This is a genomic window from Cytophagales bacterium, from assembly GCA_033344775.1.
GTDB lineage: Bacteria > Bacteroidota > Bacteroidia > Cytophagales > Cyclobacteriaceae > JAWPMT01.
The window spans coordinates 2,387,008-2,409,207 of sequence record JAWPMT010000005.1; the positions used below are offsets into that span (position 1 = coordinate 2,387,008).

The 22,200-nt window shown below is 40.3% G+C and carries 18 protein-coding genes; all 18 read right to left on the reverse strand.

Annotation, left to right across the window (positions count from 1 at the left end):
* Nucleotides 1–28: 28 nt before the first annotated feature.
* The gene (locus R8G66_27680) at nucleotides 29–1,141 is read right to left on the reverse strand and encodes a glycosyltransferase family 1 protein (protein MDW3196184.1); all 1,113 of its coding nucleotides are present in this window, start codon (nucleotides 1,139–1,141) and stop codon (nucleotides 29–31) included.
* 37 nt (nucleotides 1,142–1,178) lie between these two features.
* The gene (locus R8G66_27685; protein MDW3196185.1) at nucleotides 1,179–2,186 is read right to left on the reverse strand and encodes a glycosyltransferase family 2 protein; all 1,008 of its coding nucleotides are present in this window, start codon (nucleotides 2,184–2,186) and stop codon (nucleotides 1,179–1,181) included.
* Nucleotides 2,179–3,576, reverse strand: coding sequence for an O-antigen ligase family protein (locus R8G66_27690; protein ID MDW3196186.1), 1,398 nt, complete (start codon nucleotides 3,574–3,576; stop codon nucleotides 2,179–2,181). Before R8G66_27690 ends, R8G66_27685 begins: the two co-directional genes overlap by 8 nt.
* Before the next feature lie 6 nt (nucleotides 3,577–3,582).
* Complete coding sequence (locus R8G66_27695; protein ID MDW3196187.1) at nucleotides 3,583–4,665, reverse strand: exopolysaccharide biosynthesis protein; 1,083 nt, start codon at nucleotides 4,663–4,665, stop codon at nucleotides 3,583–3,585.
* Between the two features lie 5 nt (nucleotides 4,666–4,670).
* On the reverse strand, nucleotides 4,671–7,082 hold the full coding sequence (locus tag R8G66_27700; protein ID MDW3196188.1) for an SLBB domain-containing protein: 2,412 nt from the start codon (nucleotides 7,080–7,082) through the stop codon (nucleotides 4,671–4,673).
* Nucleotides 7,083–7,232: 150 nt separating this feature from the next.
* Nucleotides 7,233–8,372 carry a polysaccharide biosynthesis protein gene (locus R8G66_27705; GenBank protein ID MDW3196189.1) on the reverse strand — a complete coding sequence of 380 codons (1,140 nt, stop codon included), beginning with the start codon at nucleotides 8,370–8,372 and terminating at the stop codon, nucleotides 7,233–7,235.
* 48 nt (nucleotides 8,373–8,420) lie between these two features.
* On the reverse strand, nucleotides 8,421–9,788 hold the full coding sequence (locus R8G66_27710) for an exopolysaccharide biosynthesis polyprenyl glycosylphosphotransferase (protein ID MDW3196190.1): 1,368 nt from the start codon (nucleotides 9,786–9,788) through the stop codon (nucleotides 8,421–8,423).
* A 237-nt stretch (nucleotides 9,789–10,025) separates the two neighbouring features.
* On the reverse strand, nucleotides 10,026–11,222 hold the full coding sequence (locus tag R8G66_27715) for a glycosyltransferase family 4 protein (GenBank protein ID MDW3196191.1): 1,197 nt from the start codon (nucleotides 11,220–11,222) through the stop codon (nucleotides 10,026–10,028).
* Entirely contained in the window at nucleotides 11,222–12,304 is a 1,083-nt protein-coding gene (gene wecB, locus R8G66_27720; protein ID MDW3196192.1) for a UDP-N-acetylglucosamine 2-epimerase (non-hydrolyzing), read from the reverse strand. Before wecB ends, R8G66_27715 begins: the two co-directional genes overlap by 1 nt.
* Nucleotides 12,305–12,582: 278 nt before the next feature.
* Nucleotides 12,583–13,767, reverse strand: coding sequence for a glycosyltransferase family 4 protein (locus R8G66_27725; GenBank protein ID MDW3196193.1), 1,185 nt, complete (start codon nucleotides 13,765–13,767; stop codon nucleotides 12,583–12,585).
* A 7-nt stretch (nucleotides 13,768–13,774) separates the two neighbouring features.
* On the reverse strand, nucleotides 13,775–15,100 hold the full coding sequence (locus R8G66_27730; protein MDW3196194.1) for an O-antigen polymerase: 1,326 nt from the start codon (nucleotides 15,098–15,100) through the stop codon (nucleotides 13,775–13,777).
* A 10-nt stretch (nucleotides 15,101–15,110) separates the two neighbouring features.
* Entirely contained in the window at nucleotides 15,111–16,199 is a 1,089-nt protein-coding gene (locus R8G66_27735; protein MDW3196195.1) for a hypothetical protein, read from the reverse strand.
* Nucleotides 16,196–17,257 carry an oligosaccharide flippase family protein gene (locus R8G66_27740; GenBank protein MDW3196196.1) on the reverse strand — a complete coding sequence of 354 codons (1,062 nt, stop codon included), beginning with the start codon at nucleotides 17,255–17,257 and terminating at the stop codon, nucleotides 16,196–16,198. The genes R8G66_27735 and R8G66_27740 overlap by 4 nt, the downstream gene beginning before the upstream one ends.
* 282 nt (nucleotides 17,258–17,539) lie before the next feature.
* On the reverse strand, nucleotides 17,540–18,469 hold the full coding sequence (locus tag R8G66_27745; protein MDW3196197.1) for a sulfotransferase: 930 nt from the start codon (nucleotides 18,467–18,469) through the stop codon (nucleotides 17,540–17,542).
* Between the two features lie 14 nt (nucleotides 18,470–18,483).
* Entirely contained in the window at nucleotides 18,484–19,584 is a 1,101-nt protein-coding gene (locus tag R8G66_27750; protein MDW3196198.1) for a DegT/DnrJ/EryC1/StrS family aminotransferase, read from the reverse strand.
* Nucleotides 19,584–20,042 carry an acyltransferase gene (locus R8G66_27755; GenBank protein ID MDW3196199.1) on the reverse strand — a complete coding sequence of 153 codons (459 nt, stop codon included), beginning with the start codon at nucleotides 20,040–20,042 and terminating at the stop codon, nucleotides 19,584–19,586. The genes R8G66_27750 and R8G66_27755 overlap by 1 nt, the downstream gene beginning before the upstream one ends.
* The gene (locus tag R8G66_27760; GenBank protein MDW3196200.1) at nucleotides 20,035–21,051 is read right to left on the reverse strand and encodes a Gfo/Idh/MocA family oxidoreductase; all 1,017 of its coding nucleotides are present in this window, start codon (nucleotides 21,049–21,051) and stop codon (nucleotides 20,035–20,037) included. The genes R8G66_27755 and R8G66_27760 overlap by 8 nt, the downstream gene beginning before the upstream one ends.
* A complete protein-coding gene (locus tag R8G66_27765) occupies nucleotides 21,051–22,181 on the reverse strand; it encodes a Wzz/FepE/Etk N-terminal domain-containing protein (protein ID MDW3196201.1) in 1,131 nt (376 codons plus the stop codon). Before R8G66_27765 ends, R8G66_27760 begins: the two co-directional genes overlap by 1 nt.
* Nucleotides 22,182–22,200 lie beyond the last annotated feature (19 nt).

Sequence of the window (22,200 nt, forward strand, 5' to 3'; positions counted from 1 at the left end):
AAGCGCTTATCCACCATTATCCCGGATCTTAGGGCATTTTTTCACTAATCAACTGATCTATTGCCATACAAAATTTATGTCGACTGAAATCGCTACTTCGCCTTAAGCTTGCTTCACCTAATCGCTGATAAAGTGTTTTATCTTCCAAAGACAGGAGATGTTCCGTCAAGTTTTGTGGGTCATCAAAACGAAAAACAAGACCATTCCCCCCCAGTACTTCTTTGGAAGCGCCCATGTCAGAGACAATTACTGGAATTCCATTTCTCATGGCCTCCACAATGGGTATTCCAAAACCCTCATCATAAGAAGGAAAAACAAAGGCAAAGGCATCTCGATAAAGCTTGCCCATCTCTTCAGTTGCAACAAATCCCAACTGCTCAACCCACTCGCTCAAGCCCATTTGCTCAATCATTTCCGTTATCGTATGCCAATCATCCATGTCCGCTGCGGGAGCACGACCTCCGGCAAGAAACAGTTTGGCCTTAGGCTGATCCGATGCTTCCTCCAAATACTTCGCATAAGCCTTGATCAAAACAGGTAGGTTTTTACGTTTGTCATAATACCCCACATGTAGAAAATATTTCAGTTTCTCTTGAGTCGGATCAAGGGCTTCATCTGTGAAATGACCCATATGTGGGCTCTGATAAACAATCGCAATTGTGGCTGAAGGGAATAGTAACTTTCGAAGTTTCTCTTTAGTATAATTTGAAGTTGCGATGACCACTGTATCTTTTTTGACACCCTGCTCAGCTAATGTTGTAAAATATTTCCTCCAAATCGGATTATAATGTGATTTAAGCTCCCAAAAAAAGACATCATGAAAAACAACGAAACCTTTGAATTTTGGCCAAACCGGAAGCACATAATCCAGGGACAGTACTCCTTTACTACCTGTGGTCAATACCAGGATGGGTAGAATGAACAATTTCCACATCAGAAACGACAGATGGAAAAACCCTTTCGCGAATACATTGGATCTTCGGGCAAAAAAACCATTTTTCTTGAAAAACTGATATCCGGGGATGATGTATTGATGTTCACTATCTTCAAACTCCTGCAGGCCATCGCAAAGCTCAATACAATAGGTCCTGATGCCCGTTTCGGCACTCGTCAATACAAACGTATCTACCAGTATTCTCAATGTTCCAGTATTATGATGTGCATGGGAAATCCTTCAATCATCGCAAACTGAATTTTTTTATTGCGCCCAGATGATCAATCGGTCCTTGCATATTTAAGCTTAGCCCGTCTTTTACACCCGCAATGGTGGCCGAAAACTTTCTGAATCTTCGCCGCAATAAGAAATAAACGAGATAGCCAGAAAACTTACCGACATGGAACAAAAAGATGGTCGGAAAAAATAACAGTGAAGCGTAGCGCCTCAATATGAATATGTTGTTGCGTACGTAGAAATAATGAACGAATGGCTTTAAGAAGCCCTCTTTATTGCCTTGTTCGTTTCTTCCGGCCACTCCTGCATCATGAAAAATAACCGATGCTGGTTCATAGTACAGGGAATTCTTACTGTCTTCCTTCAAGCGAAAAGACCAATCCACATCATCATATCCATAGAAAAAGCTTTCGTCCTGGCCTCCGACCCTTTTGACGATCTCTGAACGGGTCAAAATGCAGCAACCAGTGATCCAGTCTACTTGTTTCGGAACATCATACCTGGGATGATCCTGCTTTTCAGCACCCAGGGATACCGGTAAACAAAGCCATTTTCTGAACATCCCACCTGCATTCCAGATCAGTTTACGATCATGATTGTACATCATTTTGGGTTGCACAGCCCCAACTTCCGGATGCTCATCCAGGACTTTCAGCAGCGGCTCCAGAAAATTGGATTGGACTTCTGTATCGTTGTTGAGCAACATGATGAATTCATAGCCTTCCTTTAATGCGTACTCAATTCCGACATTGTTGCCCCCAGTAAATCCAAGGTTCTCCTGATTTCGAAGGAAAATTACCTCAGGGTTTTCTTTTTCAAGTTGATCCACCGAACCATCACTCGAATGATTATCGATCACAATCACTTGAAACAAACCTTGTGTACACTGCTTCAAAGACTGCAAACACGTGTGGGTGTAGGTATAGCTATTCCAGTTCAATACCAGAATTGCGATTCGTGGCAAATCCTTCCCCTCAGTATCAATTGGTTGTTGTTTTGTCGAACTGCTATCCATTTGTTTGAGCTGTTAGTTGATTGTCGTAAATGGTTATGCTTCGACCAACCATCCACCAGGAAATAAGGGCAATGAAAAGGTATATTTCAGCATTCGAGGTAAATAATGGCAACAATAGTCCGAATTTCACGCATGTAGCACAAAAAGGAATGATTTTATCTATCGGATTTTTAGCTCTCCGGTAGGCTTTCGCTGACATGCGGATGGCATATGCCAGGATCATGATGTATAGCAGCATCCCTATCACTCCCAATTGTACCCCATAAATAAGGTATTGATTCTCACCGCCTACCTGTAATTCTCCTTCCACTCCGGACGCATTTCCACTCATAGCAAGTCCAATGCCAAATGGGTTTTCTATGATGCTTTCTACTGCCGCCGCCCAATCGAGCAAATGTCCTAAACTGGAAGAATTTGCAAACGTCAGTGTATCAATCACAAAATACCTGGTTTCATCCGGGGCAAAATAGATGATGTATCCGGTAATCGCGATTACTCCTGCTATGCCTACATAAATCAACCAATAATATCGTAACAGGATCGCGATGTAGCTCAACATAAAGACAAATGACAACATCGAGGCTCGTGAATAAGCAAGCCAAATACTGATCACCGCCATCACTGCCGAAATCGCATAGATCAACTTATTACTTCGGATAATTGAAGTCCGGTACATCATCATGGATGCAGTAAAAAGCAGGAGGCAAGTAGCTGAAAACTCTAAGGGATCGGCAAATATGGAACCGAATCTTTTTTTACCGCCTTGTGCCTCAAAAGTCCACGACAATCCATAATGGCCGGTGGGTTCACGATCGTAGATGTGCGAATTGAATTGGGACATATTGATCACACTATGCAGATGTGTGTTAAAGCCTTTTTCTAATATGGCGACAAAACATGCAATGGCTCCCATGCATAAGAGGAGCTGGAGCCCTTTTATCAAAAGTGAATCGGATATTCTTACATTTCTACCCATAAAATACATGAGCCCCATCAGAAACATATTTTTGAAATAGGTGGCTTTATTGAAAAAAGTAGCCTCACCGATGGGTAGCAACACAAATAGAAATGCTAGCGAAATGAAAACCAGGAACAGCTTATCAAGCGTGGTTATCCTGAAATTCAGATGGAATATGTTTTTTCGGGTAACAATGAAAGTGGCCAATCCCATGATCAGCACAAGTTCCTTGGAGTATTGTAATACTTTGACCAAAATCACCGATCCCGTTTGTTGGTAAGAAAAGATGAGCGCGTTTTTGTAGATAGGCAGGTATAGTAATATAAAGAGCAGACAATAAATCTGATTTCCTGTGATCAACGTTCTTTCCAGGCAATAAACCAATAAGCCCATCAACAGGACTATCAGCGGAAGGAATAGAACAAAAGACATAGGAGACTAGGCTTCTTCGCTCATGATAAGCTCATAGATCCGCCTGAAGGCGAACAAGCCTACCATTAAAAACCCTCCAAGAAATCCTCCTTTGATGAGGATCACTAATTTTCTGGATTTATCATGATCCAATGGCAAGATCGGACGATCCAAAATTTGGATCAATGGGGTATTCTTTTGATGGGTGATCTTGGCAATGGCCAGCTGCTTCATTACTTCCTCATAAACCGCCGATGCGATTTGGAGATCTACCTGTAGCTTGCGATTATCCAGGACAGTGGAAGACTTTAGGGGGTTTGCATAAGGTGTGTTCTGATTAGATAGGGTGAACAACTTCAAAGCCTCATCCAAAATCCCTTTCACGCTATCAGCCTGATGCTGCAAAATCATAAGATCTTCGAGTGATTTTCTTGTCTTGGTCTCGAGATAAAACTTGTTGACATTTCTGACCAGTTCTTCATTGAATGTTTTTGCCCATTTCTCATCTTTATCCTCCACCAGCACTTTCATGATACTGAGCTTCCGGCTCATCTTTTCGGCAAGCAATTGCTTCTTGCGAAAATCATCTACCACAATCATCAACAGACTGTCATGCTTCACGGTCATCTCAGCCTCGGGCACTTCAAAACTGAAATCAGTAAGCTCTTCATCAGACCGCCAATATTCTAGTAGTTCTTTATTATTGGCATAGTGCGTGATCAGTCGCTGATGCTCGCCATGTAGATCTACCTCTTTCAGAAAGGTTTTTTTCAACATGCGATAGGACCCATACAACTGTAGAATGTTCTCCGCACTAAACAATTCATTTTCCGAACCAGACAAACTTCCCAGATTGATTCCCACGACGGACGCAAGTGAAGAAACAGACCCTGCTCCACCTTTTACATCTAGTACAAAGGTGGTCTGTGCCGTGTATTTCCTGGGCCGTATCAGCTGATAGGATACGTAAAGCGTGGTAATGATCATAGAACCGATCACGATGGGCTTCCATTTGGAAAAAAGGTATTGGATAAACCTTCCTAATCGCAAGAGCGCTTCCCTGATGGAAATCCCTTGCTCCTGATATTCCTGATTACTTTCCGATGCCATGATTGTTATTGAACAATTTGGGTAATAAGTAAAGCAATTGTCGCCAGACCACTGGTAATTCCGATGAACTCGCTTGGTTTGATCGGCACCTTCAATGGCTTCACAGGCACAATGACCTCAGCTCCCGGTTCAGGAACCGGATACTGTCGAAAAAACATGAACCCCCGCGTCCTTGATACTTCTCCGTTGGCGTAAACCACATAAGTCCTTTTCTTCAGGGCCCGTGTGCCAAAACCTCCCGCTTTCCCTATATAATATTTAAGCCCTTTGCCATCGACAAAGCGAACCGTATTCGGGTACAATACCCTGCCTCGTAGACGAAGGGTCGTTAATTCTTTGGGAATATTAATGATGTCTCCTTCTTCCAACACCAAGTCTGCAGAAGAGCCGGGCTTTAAAAGGATGGCATCCATATTGAGCGCAATTGATTCTACCTCCTCAATCTCTATACCCTCTAGAAAGGGATTATTTTTCGCCAATTGCTTGAGTCGTTCTTGTTTGGCCCGTGTGGTAAGTTCCACGTTCTCATCCTGAACAAAATCATCGTAGATGAAATCAAGTTCTGAATCGGCACTTTCATCTCCTCCTTTGACGTAGAATTCAGTTTTTCGAAGTAGTGTCGCACCTTCCAAATAGGCCAACTTGCGCTTGCCTCCGGCACGTTGTATAAGACTCGAAACCCTTTCCCCTTCAGAAGCAAGGACATAAGTTCCTGGGAAATTAACCTCCCCAAAAATCTGAACTGATTTTTCACGGAAAAAATTAGGGTTCCGACGAACAATCACATGGTCGAAAGGCATCAGTTCAATCTCATTGTCTGAAATATTAAGGGCCGAATCAATACCCACTGTAAAGATCTTCGACAAATTGTCCACAGACTGTCGTGCTGGTCTACGTGCAATCTCAATGGTACCAGTCGATGCACTTTCCCGAAAGCCACTTGCCAAAAAGACCAAATCATTCAACGTCATTTGATCTGAGTACGGATGTACTCCCGGTTGCTTCACTTCACCTGAAATCCTTACAAACTTTTCGGTATCGAGATTGTGAATAGACAATACGGTGATCTCATCTTCACGCTCTAAAGGAATATCCTCAATCGCTCCCGACATTACTCCACCAAGGTCTATCGAGATCAAATCGTATTTCAAGTTCTCTCTCTGGCGGCGCAGGGTGGCACGTCCCAAAAAAGCATCTCCGGTCAATCCTTCTGCTCTCTCCACCAAGGATTTCAAAGTAAGTCCTTCGCTAATGGCGTAATTCCCTGGACGATAAACAGACCCGTTGATAGTAACCCGGTTTTCGTATCTGTTCAGTACCTCACCTATCTCGTACTCATCCCCGGCTTTGACTTCAAACAATTTGAATTGTTCAATGAGGATGTCGGACACCAACTTTTCTTTAGCGCCATTCCGAGTGACGCTGATTCTTTCTTTGTAAGCATAGGCATTAAATCCACCAGTGTATTTCAATAGGTCATCAAAAGTCTCACCATCCTTCATTTCATAGATTCCAGGGCGCTTGACCGCTCCATTGATGGTTACACGGTTGATGTGAGGCCCTACGATGATCACATCATCATTGTCAAGCCGAACGTTGTTATCTGTCAAACCATTGAGCAAAAAGTCATAATAATCGAGAGTGGCAATCAGCTTGTTTTTTCTCAGTACCTTGACCTCTCTCAAGGTTCCTTCTACCGTTGGTCCGCCTGCTGCATAGATTGCATTGTAGACGGTAGATAGCCCACTTATCGTATAGGATCCCGGCTTTTTCAAGGCCCCAACCAGGTTTACATTGATGGTACGAACCTGTGCCAATGACAATTGAACAAAAGTCTTAGGGTCAGCAGCTACCAGGTCCTTATATACAGTACCCAGGCTTACTTTCACCCGGTCCTGTGCTTTCCTCATTGTCAGACCTGAAAGGTAAACAGGTCCTACATTACGCAACATTACAAAACCAGAAGAATTAATGATCTCTGCATAGCTCTTTTCGGACTCGCCATAAACATTGATCACGATGTAGTCCGTAGGACCCAATACATAATCTGAGGGAGGCGCCGTGTTTTCTATGCTGGCAAAAAATAGCTCATTTCCTGCACTGCTAAATAGGTCATATCCAAAATATGGAAGGCCTTCGTCTATGGGTTCATTCGTAGCAGGCGGTGGATCGTTTTCTTGGATAGGTGTTTCTCTGACGACATCAATTTTCTGTTTGTCCAGGTCGGCTATCCTTTCACTTAGTTTTAGGACCTCCGACTCAGAAACGCCTCTGGATCTTGCCAGCAAATAAAGATCTTGCTCAGTGTAACCTGCTTCACGAGCCTTGAAGAGGAGCTGCTTGATTTGGACATCTGATAGTGCATCAACATCCAAAGCGAAAACATCCGCATCAATCTGCGCATATGCAGGGGTCATTAAGCATGTGATCATGCAAAAGAGACCAAACAAAAATCCTGTTGATCTGTACATAAATTTCATTTTCTTTTCTGAAGACACTCCTTTTGTGTACTTAGTTGAATGGCGAAAGGTTTGCTGACCAAAGAAATAGATTTTGCTAATTATTGTTTAGTCGAGAGAACTGAACCTTGAACCATTGCTCTTGAATTCGGGGATCAGTGACTTCAATTGCCTGATCATATCAATCTCACCACCATTATCAAAAGACTCTTTAATGGAAAGCAACATGTAATTGACATATTCATGGTCATTTTCCTGTACTTCTGCCACCATGATCTTAGGGTGATGCGTAGGCTTCGTATTCTCCTTGGTCGACAGTAATTCTTCGTAGAGCTTTTCTCCCGGGCGTAATCCTGTGAATATGATCTCAATGTCCTTCCCTGGCTCAAGGCCGGCCAATGCCAGCATTTTGTATGCCAGATCAATGATCTTCACGGAACCACCCATATCGAATACAAATATCTCTCCACCTTGGGCGATAGAACCAGCTTCTAATACCAATGAACATGCTTCGGGGATCGTCATGAAATAACGAGTAATTTCCGGGTGTGTCACGGTGATCGGACCTCCTTTGGCAATCTGCTTGCTAAACAGAGGAATCACCGAGCCATTGGATCCTAAGACATTTCCAAAACGGGTAGTGATAAAATCCGTTTTTGAAATATGCGTATACGACTGGATGTACATTTCTGCCGCTCTTTTTGTCGCTCCCATGATATTGGTTGGGTTCACGGCTTTATCCGTACTCACAAAAACAAACTTGCTAACACCAAATTCTACTGACAGATCGGCGAGAATTTTAGTCCCGAAGATATTGGTATTGATAGCCTCAAAAGGATGATCTTCCATCAAAGGCACATGCTTGTATGCTGCTGCATGGAATACAATATCAATCTTATTCGATACGAAAATTCGCTCTAGTGACTTTTTGTTAGTGATATTACAAACAATACTCTCAACAAATTTCAAGTGGCCATTTCCCGAATGCAGGTCATGCACAAGGTCATACAAGCCACTCTCAGCTTGATCCAACAAGAGCAAAATTTTGGGTTTGCAAGCTTGGAGTTGCCTCACCAATTCTGCTCCTATAGAGCCCGCAGCACCAGTAACAAGCACTACTTTGCCGGCATATTCTTTTTTCGCATTCTCAGAGAAATAGTTGATTGATGCTCGCCCCAATACCTTCTCAAGAATTCCGGGAACGACTTCTTCTTCCTGTTTATATTCCTCGAAGTTTAGCGGATTCATTTCAATCTGAGTATAAGGATGGATTACTCGAACGGATAATCAACTCATTTATTGACCTTTTGAAAAAATCACTGTATTTACAGTATCTAAAATGATACGAATATCAAGGAATAGTGACCGATATTTGATATAATAGAGGTCATATTCTAGCTTTCTGTAGCTATCTTCCAGGTTCTCCCCATACTTATATTTGACCTGAGCCCAACCGGTGATGCCTGGCTTGATCATGTGGCGTAAGTCATAAACAGGCATTTCTTTTTTAAGTTGTTCTACAAATACTTTTCTTTCTGGCCGAGGACCGATCAAACTCATATCTCCTTTAAGAACAGTCCAAAATTGAGGCAGTTCGTCAAATCTAAACTTTCTCAATATTTTACCAAAAGGAGTTACCCGAGCATCATTTTTTGTCGCCATAATCGCTCCGGATTTCTTCTCAGCATCAACCACCATAGAGCGTAATTTCAATATCGGAATCTCTTCTCCACCTTTTCCAACACGAAGCTGTTCAAAAAAAAGTGGGCCAGGATTAAAAAAGATATTTAAAATGGCAATGAATGGAAGTACAATTAAGAGAAAAAGTAAGCCAAATAAAGCTGAGAAGATATCAATAAGCCGATGTGTGCCCTTATAAACCAGATTGTAATTGGTTCGGGTAAATGGAAAGAAACGATAAAGGTTATTTCCTAGTCTTCTGATAGGTATGGCAAGGTTCACTGACTCGTAAAACCGTAAATAACCGTAAACTTCTATGCCTATTACGGAACAATATTCTGTGATCCTGGAAACGTAATTGGGCATATTCTTGTACTCATTGTATGCCAGAATTACAATATTCAACCTAGAAGCTTTTAGGTTATCAAGAATTGTCCTGAAATCTTCAATCTCTTTGTTATCATCATAAATCTCTTCATGCAGTATTTTGTACCCGTGCGAATCGAAATCAAATGTCTCCTTCAAAAAGTCAATACACTCCGATTCTCCAAGGATCATAGCGTTGGTATGGAGTACAGGCTGATGAATTACTTTGATATAAAAAAGACGCCAGCTCGTGACCAAAAGAGGAAGGGAAAGAACGAGAAATATGGCTTTTAAATCATTCTGAGGAACGCGTGGAACAATAGATGAAGACAGGAAGAGAACTGTGTATACCAGGATGGATACAAACAAGATCAAATCCAACCGATCTATAGAGCTGGCGATTTTCAAGTCATAAGTTTTGAATACGGCATTCAAAAGTGAGCTTAAACCAAGAAAAATCCCCGTAGTAATGTAAAACTGAGTATCAATTTCTTTCCCAATAAGAAAATAATAGAGGTAAATCCCTGCTACTCCGATAATGTGGTCGATCAGAAATAAGAAAATCTTTCTCTCCGAAATGGAAAAATGGAAGTTGATTGACTCTGAGAATCTTGCCATGAGCCCGCAAAATTAAGCAATTAACTATTTTATAAAAAGCTTGAGCCCAGCAAGTAAATCAGCAAATAAACAGTTGAATGATAAGCTCTTAGCTTTTGTTTTTTAAGCTTAAACTAGGATGCTTAATATTTTCACATATTGTAGTAAACATCACTTTAAAAGCCAGTAAACAGTATTGCTGAACAGAATCCTGCCAAGCAAAAATTAACCTCATCATATGACCTATGAAAATAGACTTTAGCTTTCTGAAACCTTTATGACTTCCTCAAGATACTGTGCTGACAAAATGTTTTTATCAAAATGACTTTTCGCCACTGTTCGGGCGCGGTTGCGCAACTCCATATCAAGATCCGAATCGTGGTATTCGATCAAAAGATCAGCCAACTCCTCCGGCTTATTGGGATCCAGAGTAAACCCCAGTTGGTGCTCTTCCAGAAAGTCTTTTATCCAACCATTTGTGTTTTGAATTACAGGGACTCCAGCCGCAAGTGATTCAAAGAGCTTATTCGGAGATGAGGTATCCAACACAGGTAATCCCTTTAAAGGGATTAGAGAGAATTTTGCATTTAGTACGTACTGAACAAGATTCTTTTTAGGCATTAAACTTTTAAATATCAGATTACCTACCTCATTTTCCTTGGCAAGTTCGACCAACTCTTCACGCTGTTGCCCATCTCCTATCAGTACGATTTTAACATCCTCCCTACCTCGATCCTTCAGGACTTTGGCAGTATTGTATAGCCAATATGAATTATTAACCTCGCCAATATTTCCAGTATAGATGGAATAGGAACGTGAAGCAAATTCAATATTGGAATCATCCGCTTTCTCTGGATCAAAGAGGTCGAGGTTAGCTGTATTAGTTATCGAAATTACGTTTTTATGCCCATGTTTATTCTTTATATAGTCGCGCATTCCTGGGGAAAGTGCCACAATAAGCGAAGAAGAATTATAGCAAAACTTTTCCATTGCTCTGGTTAGAGCGATTATGGTTTTATTTTTCAAAATCCCTAACTCGATGGCGCCATCAGGCCAAAGGTCCCTGGCCTCAAAGATTAATTTCTTTCCACGTAACCACCTTGCGAGCAGACCTGGGATTCCTACAGTTATGGGGCCAGAAGAAGCAATAACAATATCAGCCTTTAAGGTAACAGCATAAAAACAAGAGAAGAATGCATAGGTTAAGAATCCAAGAACTCTCTTTAAAACACTGTCCTTATTACTGGTCCTGACATTAATAATTTTGACTTTGATCCCATCAAAATATTGGGTTTCCAATAGCTTCTCAGCTTCCAGATCAGATTTCGCAAACACACTCGATACTACCGTCACCTCATGGCCTTCTTCCACCCAATTCTTTGCAAATTCATAAACCCTTGTACCCCAGGAACCATTAGGGGTAGAAAAATACTGATAGAAATATAGGATTTTCATTAGTTCAAGCGCCGCAAGGTCTCAACAATTCTATTTGCAGCCTTCCCATCCCACAATTCAGGGATCTTGCCTGTTTTCCATCTACCAGATAACAGGGTCTCCATTGCAGGAGGAATATTTTTCGGATCAGTACCGATCAATTCATTTGTGCCAATATCAATGGTCTCCGGCCTTTCCGTATTGTCTCTTAAAGTCAAACATGGGACACCCATTACAGTGGTCTCTTCAGTAATCCCACCTGAATCAGTAATTACGGCAAGGGCATGCTTTACCAAATAATTGAACTCCAGGTAAGACATGGGTTCTACTAGTTTCAGTCTTGCATCATCAATCCCCAGGTTTTTGAATATTTTAGCCGTTCTTGGGTGTATAGGAAAAACAATTGGATGCGAACCGGAATTCAATAAAATAGCATTCATGAACTCCTTGAGTTTTTCCTCCTCATCAACATTCGCAGGACGATGCATGGTCATCACAAAGTATTGACCTTTCTCAAGACTGGCATTGCGCCAAACTTCAGGCATTGCTAGGCGATCCATATTGGCCTCAAGGGTATCAATCATGGTATTACCTACAAAAAAAATCTGCTCTCCGCTGATCCCGGATTTCCTGAGGTTTTCATTAGCTGTTTCCGAAGTTGTAAAAAAGTAATCAGTGATGCTATCTGTAACCATACGATTGATTTCTTCGGGCATGGTTATATCAAAAGATCTAATGCCCGCTTCTACATGAGCAACTTTGATGTTCAGCTTTTTTGCAGCGATTGAGCAAGCCATGGTTGAAGTTACATCGCCAACAACCAGGGTTAAATCGCAAGGATTTTCTAGCAGCAGGGCTTCGTATCTGGTCATGATTTTGGCCGTTTGTTCGGCTTGGGTTCCGGAACCAGATTCAAGATTAACATCAGGCATAGGGATATTTAGTTGTTCAAAAAAGTCACCTGACATTTTCTTATCATAATGCTGTCCTGTATGCACCAGACGGTACTTTAAATTACTATCTCCTACTCGATTAATTTCATGAATGATTGGAGCAATCTTCATGAAATTTGGTCTGGCACCCGCGATGATATCAACTAACATGGAATTATCTCTAAGTTTAAGGAATCTTGAAACTTGATTTCTAGTTTTTGCGCCCCTATGAGGTTATCAAAGCCTTTAGCCATATGATAATTTTTCATTTGGTTTTTTGTTGTATCAATTAAAACCCCAAGAAGCTATTAACTCTGACATTACTATCTAATTCTTTCAAAAGTAGGCACATACGAAAGGCAAAAATATGGATATCCTAAAAAAATCTCCTGCAAACTCTCCTTCTGTCTTGGCAAAATTGACTGCAGGGCTTTCTAAACATTCCACGGTTAGCTTTTTTTATACAGGTCCAATACCAAACCTCTTATAGATTCCCATTTGAATGCCTCAATTGCTTTGAATTGTAGAGTGACCATTGCCGCTCGACCTTTTTCAGACCACCGATATTCATGTATGCCCAAAATCTCCTGCCGGAGGTCCTCGGAATTATCATTAGTAGGCGAAAAAGGTACTATTAGTGGGCTTTCTTCACTGCTTACATCCAAAAAATCTCTAAACTCATTGATGGAATGTTCATATCCAATGACTGGGACTCCATGAATCAATGCTTCAATATATACAATCCCAAAAGACTCACTCATGCTGGGTACAACCAAAACTGACCCGTCAGACAATTGATTATAAATTTGTTCCTTATCGAGCTGTCCTTGAAATTTAATATTTCTTCTGTTCTGTGCTGCCTGCTGAACCTTGCTTCTAAGTTCGGAACCGTCCCCACATATTATCAAGTTCATGTCCGTGTCAATTATCGCATCGATTACGAGATTGACGCGTTTCCTAGACACAAGCCCTCCGATATAGCAGACATTTTTATTGAACTCAGGTGTATTGATGGATTCAGGGACATATATACCATTGTAAATATGTCTGCCGTCTTTTTCAGGAGGCAAGTCCAATCCTAGTTTTAGGCCTTTCTCCCGGTCGACCGCCGAAACATGAATGACATGATCCATTCCATTTACTACATGATTGAGATGGTTAATGAACCTTCTTTTAACATGTACTTTAGGATCATACATATGATAACTATGGATGGTCAATATCTTCTTAGCCTTACACTTTTGCCCTACAAAACATAATGCAAACGCACCATGTAATCCATGTATATGAATGACGTCATACTTGCTTAAATCAACTGATGCCACTCGAAAGGCATAGTAAAAAAATTTCAACACCCCCAAGTAGCCGTTATGGATAAACCTGGACTTCAATAGAGCCCCTGGAAAGGAGATAAGAAACTTAAAAAGATTGCCAAATGTCAGATCAAAGCCGTAAAACGTACTACTTTCATTGTCAACACTACTGGATTGCTCTAGTCCGGTAACAAGCACATCGACTTGATTCGTAGGTTCTTTTTTTAACTCGTCATAGAGTTCGGTGATATGACTGGAAATCCCACCGAAGTTTTTGGACTTTCTACTTGTAATAAATGGGCCAACTAATAATATCTTCAAAACATTCTTAATTACTATGGAGGCGAAGGGAAGAGAAATTCAACTTGCGTCCTGCGAAAATCAATATCCCCAGGAAAAACCAACTAACATTCCAAACGAAATCCACGAATCCGCCGACAATGGGTACATTCATCATAAAATATACCATCAGAGCAACGGAAAGGTAGTTGCCTGGCTTTCTGATTATCCAGTTGTGGATTAAACCCACTATAAACCCGACGAAAAATGGACTGATCATTAAGCCAAACTGGCCAAAGTTGGCATAAGCTTCTCCAACGAATAAAGTATTCATCACACCCGCAGTACCTGCATCAACTCCATCCTCATACCTTAGCTCCATGATCGCTCTGGCGGACCGCTGATGTTCTAAACCAAAAGAAGAAACGATCCAGTTGGGGAAACTCGCGCCATTTAAGAAAGCAATCTGTTCTGGGAAATATAGGAAAGTGAGAAATAAACCCATTGTGGGAACAAAAACTATTCTACCTATTAATCCAGCGGTAAGTGATAGATGGACTTCTCCTGATACCAAAAAGTACATAACCATAACCCCTAAAAATGATATCAAACCAATTTTAAGGGATTGAATAACTCCTATTTTTTTACCAGTAATGATGTAGTAGTTCAGCACCAGTGCAATTAAATAAAAGACAAGTGGTGCTTTCTCTCCATTAAAGCCTTCTGAATAAATACCCCATGATATGCTAATTATCGTCAAAAAGAGGTAGTTAAAGTTATTTCGATTCCTTAAATAGATATTGAAGAAAACGAAAGAGCACAAGACTGAAAGCACATGGAATAACAGGTTCTTGATATATGGCACACCTGTAAATTCAAATTTTGAGGTGAATCTAGCCCTTAAAAGATCCTCTTCACTGGCCCCTGTCAACATTTTGAAAAAAGGCACTTCAGGCACATAGAGTGTAGTGTATAACCCGGAAGCGATGGAAATCACCAGGCAAAATATCCAAAATTTATAGTTGTAACTTTTTACAGAATTCTGTTTTTCACTGTAAAAGTTATCAAGTCGTTCCTTTGGACTCTTCTTAAATAGAATCGAAGCGATTTTCACCCCAATGGGTAAGGTCAATAAGACATACGATACGGCATAAAATACCTGAAGTGTCAATAAGGTGGTTTTATTATTAATAAAGTATACATCGGCTCCTATAACGATCATAGTTACTCCGACGTAACATACAAACATCAACCAGAAGTAATAAATAAAGCTTACAATAGACAGCTTATTGAAAGACATACTTCCACAAGACCACTTAAAAAGAAAGAAGCTGAGAATAGGTACGATTACCGATAATATGTAGAACCAGGTCACGAAATTGAATTTATTTCATAAAAGTTTCTAAATATTTGAATCGTTCTGTCCAGCTAACGTGTTTTTTATTTTCATAAATCCATTGCTGTCGTTCACTGATATCCTGAACATCTAGCTCTTGAAATAATTCGATAGCCCCGGAGATATCATCTACAACCCAACCAAACTTATTTTCTGAGACAAACTGTTCGGCTGAACCTCCGCTATAAATAACAAGTGGTAAATGATACGAAATACTTTCTATGTATTTGTAAGGAAAAGCATGTTTATAATAACCCTCAGTTAGGCGAAGGTCAAGAAATACATCATGACTATCATAAAGATCTTCAAGATCCGGTCCACTCTTATGTACGATTGTTACCTGGTCAAAACTATACTCTTGAAATGTATCTTTCACCTCTACCCATTCATACTCTCTACAACATACGGTGAGTTTTAACTTTGGTGATGAATTAACTAATTGTAAGGCAAATTCCAGGTTATAAAAAGGAGGCAACACTCCTCCAACATAAAGCAGGCTGATGCAATCATCTGCTCGCTCTTTTTTTGTGAAAGGTTTGGAAAGCGTTGATTCCTGTAACCCAGGGTGAAAAGGAATTAAGCTCAATCTTTTCTTTTTGTTTGGAGGTAAATATTCTCCTATGCTTTGCGTTGGCAACAAAATATGGTCAACGTACTTTGCAATAAAGCTCCATTCTATCTTATGAAACGTATTTTTTAGAACACCTTTCCAACCTCTTATTTCAAATCCCGGAAACCTCCAGTATAGATCTCTATAAAACATAAAGAAAGTGACGTTGTACCTTTTTAGCATTACAAACAACCACATATCAGACAACCAAAACAGGGAGCCCTTTCTAATTTCATGGAGGAAAAAAGGCATATTGAAGGATTCTATGTAGATGTAATCAGGCCTAAACCCATTGCGCAATTCACGTATTAAGTTAAGATTCGCCTGGTATCTCTCTCTTGCGTTCCCATGGATAAAACGGTCATGCTCATTTTTCCTGCCTTTTAGAAAATTGAATACTTCAAGTGGTCTCTTGGCACTTGCAATATTCTGGTCTTCAGATAATGATCGCGGGAAATAGTAAATCATCTATCTTTTTTTTTGAAAAGCCATATCATCAAGAAGAATGCAAAAACAAAGCTAATCCCCCGATGGAAAGAAATCATTTTAATAAGAAGATCAATATCCGCTTCAATGAATTTGGCAACAACAGCAACGATAATCAACACAGAAACAAAAAAGATTTGAAAAATTACCTCTTTCTTCTCCTCTCCTAGTGTTCGAAAAACACTGATCAATGTGTTTACTATATAACTTACTGCATACCCAAAAATAAGAACACGTGATATCCAGACGACATCACTCCACTTTTCATCAAGCAGCAGATCCACAGCATACGGCACCAACAAATAGGCTATCCCAAACATGAATACCGCCAAAACCATTTGAATCTTTAAGTAATTAAAGAAAAATTGTTTGACTTTACGAATAACGGGATTTCCGTCCGAATCAAACCCTTGTCTTCTGAAAATATCAGATACAGATTTGGATATAGTCGTTTCAGGTATCATCACAACGCGCTTGGCCAGTGTGAATTGACCTAAGACATTGTTTCCAAAGAGTCCTGCAACAATAAAATCCGCCGACCTAACAGCAAGTACGTTCAGGAACTTAGATGGCAGAATATACTTGGGATAATTCCTATAGTTCCATGCAACTTCTTTTAATGAAGGTAAGCGTATTGCTTCTTTGACCTCCTGAATATCAGAAAGAAGAATTTTAATGAAACAAATGAAGACAAACGTAAATGACAGCAGTTTGGCGAGTACAAGAATCTCGAAGCTTGCATCGAACCAACCCAACAACACCGCAAGTATATTGTAGGTGATGACAGGTACAAATGTCACCATTGACATCCACATTATTTTTGTGAATCGGTTAAAGTATAAAAAGACACTTTTCTCCAGGAGATTCAAGATAGTGCTGACCCACAAAACCAAAAATGTAATTATTGCTGATCCATTGATGGTAAAAAAGAAGTCTATTACTTCGAAATGTTGTAGTAAGTAAAAGCTTCCAAGAAGAGGAATGGATCCAAGGAAAGTAAGCAAGAAACTCAGAATAAGTAGCTTCTTGGCTTCACCCATCCGCTTAGAAACGATAATGGCAAGATCATACTTTAATGAACCGATCTCCGATAAAATGATAGAAGTAGAGTTGAAAAGCGCAATCGCCCCTATTGTTTTGGGATCATAAAGATTCGCTATCACCGGAAGGAAAAGTATCGGCACTACCTGAGCCAGTGTCTTAAAGGAGATAAGCGGCAATAGCTTCTCCTTCAAAAAGGTTATATAAAGTATTTTCCCTTGACTCATTAGATGGGAATAACTTCATCAATTAAAAACAACCTTGTTATTAGCATCTCAGCATTAGTAACCTAGCTTCTCTGCAATGGATCCAAGAATCTTGACTTTTCCTTTATCCAGATTTTTAACTTGCTCCTTACTTCGATTCATATTAGCTGCAGATCGAGAGACAAGGTTGGACTCATTCACATTGATCGAAACTCCAAGATATTCAGTAAGCCGCTGGTTGATCGCTTCAGCATCGTTTACGATATCTTCCATCTTGATGATTAAGCCTTCAGTTTCGCTATCTAAAAATTTTGTGAAAAGGGAAATAATCTGATCCGCATTGACATTCAAGTCATGGCTACCCCATTCTTTTGACGCGTAACTAGAGATGATATCAAAGGGATTACGCACCAAGGTAATGAACTTGGAACCTGGCAAAACAGCCTTCAACCCTTGATGATATAAGAAATTGTAAGGCGTATGTTCTACGTTATACGGTGCCTCATACTCTCTTGTCAGCTTATCCCACATCGAACGGAAAGCCTCATCAAACTCTTTGTGTGAAAGAGTCGGGCATTGATAGAAATTGGGGAATAGCTTACGTACTGAGCTTACCTTTTTAGCATAAAGAAGACGCAAAAGGTAATTACTATTACCAATCCACATTCGCTTTTCTGGAATTACTCTAAGTTCCTTTAGAAAACCATCAAGGATTTTGATGTTCTCCGTTTTAGGCAAAGTATTCAGTCGTGTTCGATGGTAAGCATATAAATTGAATTGCAGGAATTTTTTGTAGAAAGTCACGAATCTGGATATCGCATCATGTGACCAATAAGGGTCCCAATCATCAGTTAGTCGTTTTCTAAGGTCTAACACCCCGTGTGGATCCGTGAAAAACCTTAGCTCATATTCAAATCTATCCAGGCCATTGGCTTCGAGAATCCTGGATAGAAGAGTAGTTCCTGACCTTCCTGTACCTCCTATGAAAATTGTATTTCCGTTCATTCAGAATAAATTACTTATCCTTTGAACTGAGATAAACTATCTACTATATATGCTATCTCTGCGTCCGTTATTTCAGGATAAATAGGTAAGGAGAGCTCTGTTTCCTGAAGGTCATGAGCATTGGGGAAATCGCTCTGTTGGAATCCAAATCGATTGTACGCCTTCATAAAAGGCATGGCTTTGGGGTAGTGGATTTGAGTAGGCACTCCCTTATTTTTCAAAAACTCTTTCAATTCATCCCTCTTGGGGGATTTGATTCCATAAACATGGAAACTATGCTTACTATTTGGTCGTACTTTAGGGACAGTGATATCCTCAACCGAAGCTAGTAACTCAGTATACTTCTTTGCGACTCTGATCCTCGCATCAGTCCACTCTATAAGCCTGGGAAGCTTAACGTTGAGAATTGCAGCCTGTAGCGTGTCCATTCGAGAGTTAATCCCTTCTATTTCATGTTGGTGCTTAACCAAAGATCCATGATTTGCGAATTTCTTACATTCTTCAGCTAATTGGTCATCATTAGTCACCATGCATCCCGCATCACCATAGGCTCCTAAATTTTTACCGGGGTAGAAACTGAATGTGGCGATATCTCCCCACAACCCTGCTACTTTCCCGTCCACCGCTGACAAATGACTCTGAGCACAATCCTCCAAAACCTTAATTCCATGCTTTTTGGCTATCTGCATAATAGCCGGCATATCACACATTTGACCGTATAAATGTACGGGTATGATTGCTTTGGTCGCCGAGGTGATCTTCGCTTCAATCTTTGTGACATCAATGGTGTTGAATTCATCAATGTCCACAAAAACTGGTGTGGCTCCCGTCTGAGTAATTGACTCTGATGTGGATATCCAAGAACTGGCCGTAGTGATCACTTCATCTCCAGGACCTATACCCATCATTCGCATGCTGATGTATAAGGCGTCAGTTCCATTGGCACATGGAATGCAATGCTTTACTCCTACAACTTCTTGAAAATTGTTTTTGAATTCCTCAAGGATAGGCCCTCCTATGAAAGAAGTGTTTTCAAGAATAGATTGAATTGCCTCATCTACCTCTTCCTTAATGCTGTAGTATTGCGCTTTTAGATCAACAAACTTTATCTCCATTACTTCAATTTTCTTGCCGGATTTCCCACATAAACTCCGGGCTCATCAATGTCTTTAGTCACCACGGCCCCTGCACCAATTACTACATTGTCACAAATAGAAATAGGTAGAATCGTCGCATTAGAACCGATAGAGACGTTCGACCCGATATGGGTTTCTTTCCAAAGGGATTGATCACCACCTGCTGGTCCTCCTTTTGAAAAAAGGTCATTGATGAACATCACACCGTGTCCTATAAAGCAGTTTGCTCCAATGTTGACTAGTTCACAAATAAATGTGTGTGACTGTACTTTGGTTCCTGCACCTATCTTCACGCCTTTCTGAATTTCTACAAAAGGGCCCACGAAGCATTTCTCACCAATTTCACACTCGTAGAGGTTGACTGGCTTAACAACGGTTACGCTCTCGCCAAACGCAACGTCTCTTATAGAAGCTTCATAAATTTTCGGATCATTCATTTCTCATTGAACGATATATACTGTCTATAATTTCAACGGTCTTTAGCCCTTCGAAAGAGTTTGTGTTGATCACAGCTCCTTTTTGCATTACATCTACCAGATTCTCATATACTTTGTCATGATTAGACATAGAACCTTGGTAAGTACCATAGTTGTTCGCCTTATTGCCCTCAGGCAAGTTTTCTATTTTTTGGCCTTCCAGGTTTTGATACTCAAGTTCATTGAGGTATTGTCCACCAATCTTGATGGTGCCTTTTTCACCGAATATTGTTAGAGAACCCTCCATGTTCTTTCCGTAACTATTCACAGTATAGTTGATCGAACCTAATGCTCCGTTATGAAACTTGAGAATGACCACTCCAGTATCCTCAAACTCGATAATATCTTTATGTTGGAAATTTTCAGAAAATGCCTGAACAGTTCGGACATCTCCTACTAACCAATACAACAAATCTATAAAATGACTGAATTGCGTATAAAGTGTACCACCATCCAGCTCATTTGTTCCTTTCCAGGAGTTTTCGTAATAGGCAGGGTTTCGATTCCAAAAGCAACTCAAATGGACATTTTGTACTTTGCCAAGTTGACCACTTTCGATCAATTCTTTCACCGCATGGACTGGAGGGTTAAATCGATTTTGCTTGATTGCAAAAAGTCTTTGATTGCTAGATTCAGCGGCTTTAATCATCTCTCCACAATCATGAACATTGATGGCCATTGGCTTTTCACACAATACATTTACACCAGCTTTGAGTGACTTAATACTATGCACAGCGTGCAGTCCATTGGGAGTACAGATCGCTACTATGTCCAGTTGATCTGCTTCTTGCTTAAGCATTTCATCCAAATCATAGTAGGCCTTCGCTTCATATTCCTCTGCCAGCTTATCTGCCTTTTCCGGAACATTATCACACACCGCGTGCAAAATACCATTGTTCTTTACATGAGATGCATGTCTTTGAGCTATTCTTCCGCAACCTACAATACCAAATTTCAAGCTACTCCTCATTATTCACTAATTTCATTGATTTGTGTATTCGTTCGTACGCTATCACGTAAGGAACTGCGTACATTCCCTATCAGGGCCATTACAATTACATAAGCCACACCTAATATCAATCCAAGTATAGCGGATAGGATAACAATGGTACTCCTACGAGGAGCGGTTCTCTCATAGGGTACATTTACTGCCTGAACTTCAGAAAAAACCGGTGTATTTTGTTTTACTTGAATTTTGGCCTGTTCCAACTGTTTACCAAGTTCAATGTAAATATTCGATGCAAAATCATATTCGGATTCTAAAACCCTTAGGCGATTTTCAACGAAAGAAGAAGAAATATCCTTGTTCTTATCTTTAAACTCTGCCAGCTTTGTCTGAACTTTTTCAAACTCAATTTTCTTCTCCTGAAATTGATTAGTAACAAAGGTTAGTTGTTCCTTCGCTTTGCTAATCCTAAAATCAATGATCTGTTCTTGCAAAAGGTTTTTTGCGTGATTAGTCATTTGTGCTGACATCAAAGCTGCTGGCATTGTAAAACTGATTCCTACTACCTGCTCTTGCTTATCCCAGTTTACTGATAATTGGTCCGAAATCCTTTTTAGGTGCTCAAATTGTGTTTTGTTCAATTGAATGAATCCATGCTCCGTCTCAACCACATCCTTACCCTTTCCAACGACTAACTCTCTTAATGTTGATTTGATAAAATCAGTGGAGTAGTATTTAATCGCTTCAAGCAAGGATCGTCTATAGACATTTTCGTAATAATCTGCATAAGTCAAGTCTCCCTTTTCAGGAACTGTAATGACTACATCAAGCAGATCGAGTCTAAAATCGACAGAACTCGCGATTTTAGAATAGAGCGCTGGTGGGATTTCAGATGAACTTCCGCCCATTGAAAGGTTGATCCCCGCAAGAGACGCTAAACCTCCTAAATTCGAAGGATTAATGCCATCGGAAGACTGAGGTATAAAAACGCCGGAAGACTTCCACTGTATAGGGGAAAAAATCGCAACGAACAACCCAAAAAAAAGAACAATTATATTGACGATGATGATCTTCTTTCTTTTATCCAAGATCAACTTCAGCAATTCCAGTAGGTCAATTTCACTAGGTTTTTCTGTAGCGTTGATATCTGACATAAGATCTTAAAATAATTAG

Coding starts and splice junctions, on each gene's coding strand:
- R8G66_27735 (MDW3196195.1), bottom strand. CDS start 16,199: ATGATTTACTATTTCCCGCGATCATTATCTGAAGACCAGAATATTGCA.
- R8G66_27755 (MDW3196199.1), bottom strand. CDS start 20,042: ATGAATGATCCGAAAATTTATGAAGCTTCTATAAGAGACGTTGCGTTT.
- R8G66_27700 (MDW3196188.1), bottom strand. CDS start 7,082: ATGACCCCTGCATATGCGCAGATTGATGCGGATGTTTTCGCTTTGGAT.
- R8G66_27750 (MDW3196198.1), bottom strand. CDS start 19,584: ATGGAGATAAAGTTTGTTGATCTAAAAGCGCAATACTACAGCATTAAG.
- R8G66_27705 (MDW3196189.1), bottom strand. CDS start 8,372: ATGAATCCGCTAAACTTCGAGGAATATAAACAGGAAGAAGAAGTCGTT.
- R8G66_27715 (MDW3196191.1), bottom strand. CDS start 11,222: ATGAAAATCCTATATTTCTATCAGTATTTTTCTACCCCTAATGGTTCC.
- R8G66_27695 (MDW3196187.1), bottom strand. CDS start 4,665: ATGGCATCGGAAAGTAATCAGGAATATCAGGAGCAAGGGATTTCCATC.
- R8G66_27745 (MDW3196197.1), bottom strand. CDS start 18,469: ATGAACGGAAATACAATTTTCATAGGAGGTACAGGAAGGTCAGGAACT.
- R8G66_27710 (MDW3196190.1), bottom strand. CDS start 9,788: ATGGCAAGATTCTCAGAGTCAATCAACTTCCATTTTTCCATTTCGGAG.
- R8G66_27765 (MDW3196201.1), bottom strand. CDS start 22,181: ATGTCAGATATCAACGCTACAGAAAAACCTAGTGAAATTGACCTACTG.
- R8G66_27685 (MDW3196185.1), bottom strand. CDS start 2,186: ATGGATAGCAGTTCGACAAAACAACAACCAATTGATACTGAGGGGAAG.
- R8G66_27760 (MDW3196200.1), bottom strand. CDS start 21,051: ATGAGGAGTAGCTTGAAATTTGGTATTGTAGGTTGCGGAAGAATAGCT.
- R8G66_27690 (MDW3196186.1), bottom strand. CDS start 3,576: ATGTCTTTTGTTCTATTCCTTCCGCTGATAGTCCTGTTGATGGGCTTA.
- wecB (MDW3196192.1), bottom strand. CDS start 12,304: ATGTTAGTTGATATCATCGCGGGTGCCAGACCAAATTTCATGAAGATT.
- R8G66_27740 (MDW3196196.1), bottom strand. CDS start 17,257: ATGGGTGAAGCCAAGAAGCTACTTATTCTGAGTTTCTTGCTTACTTTC.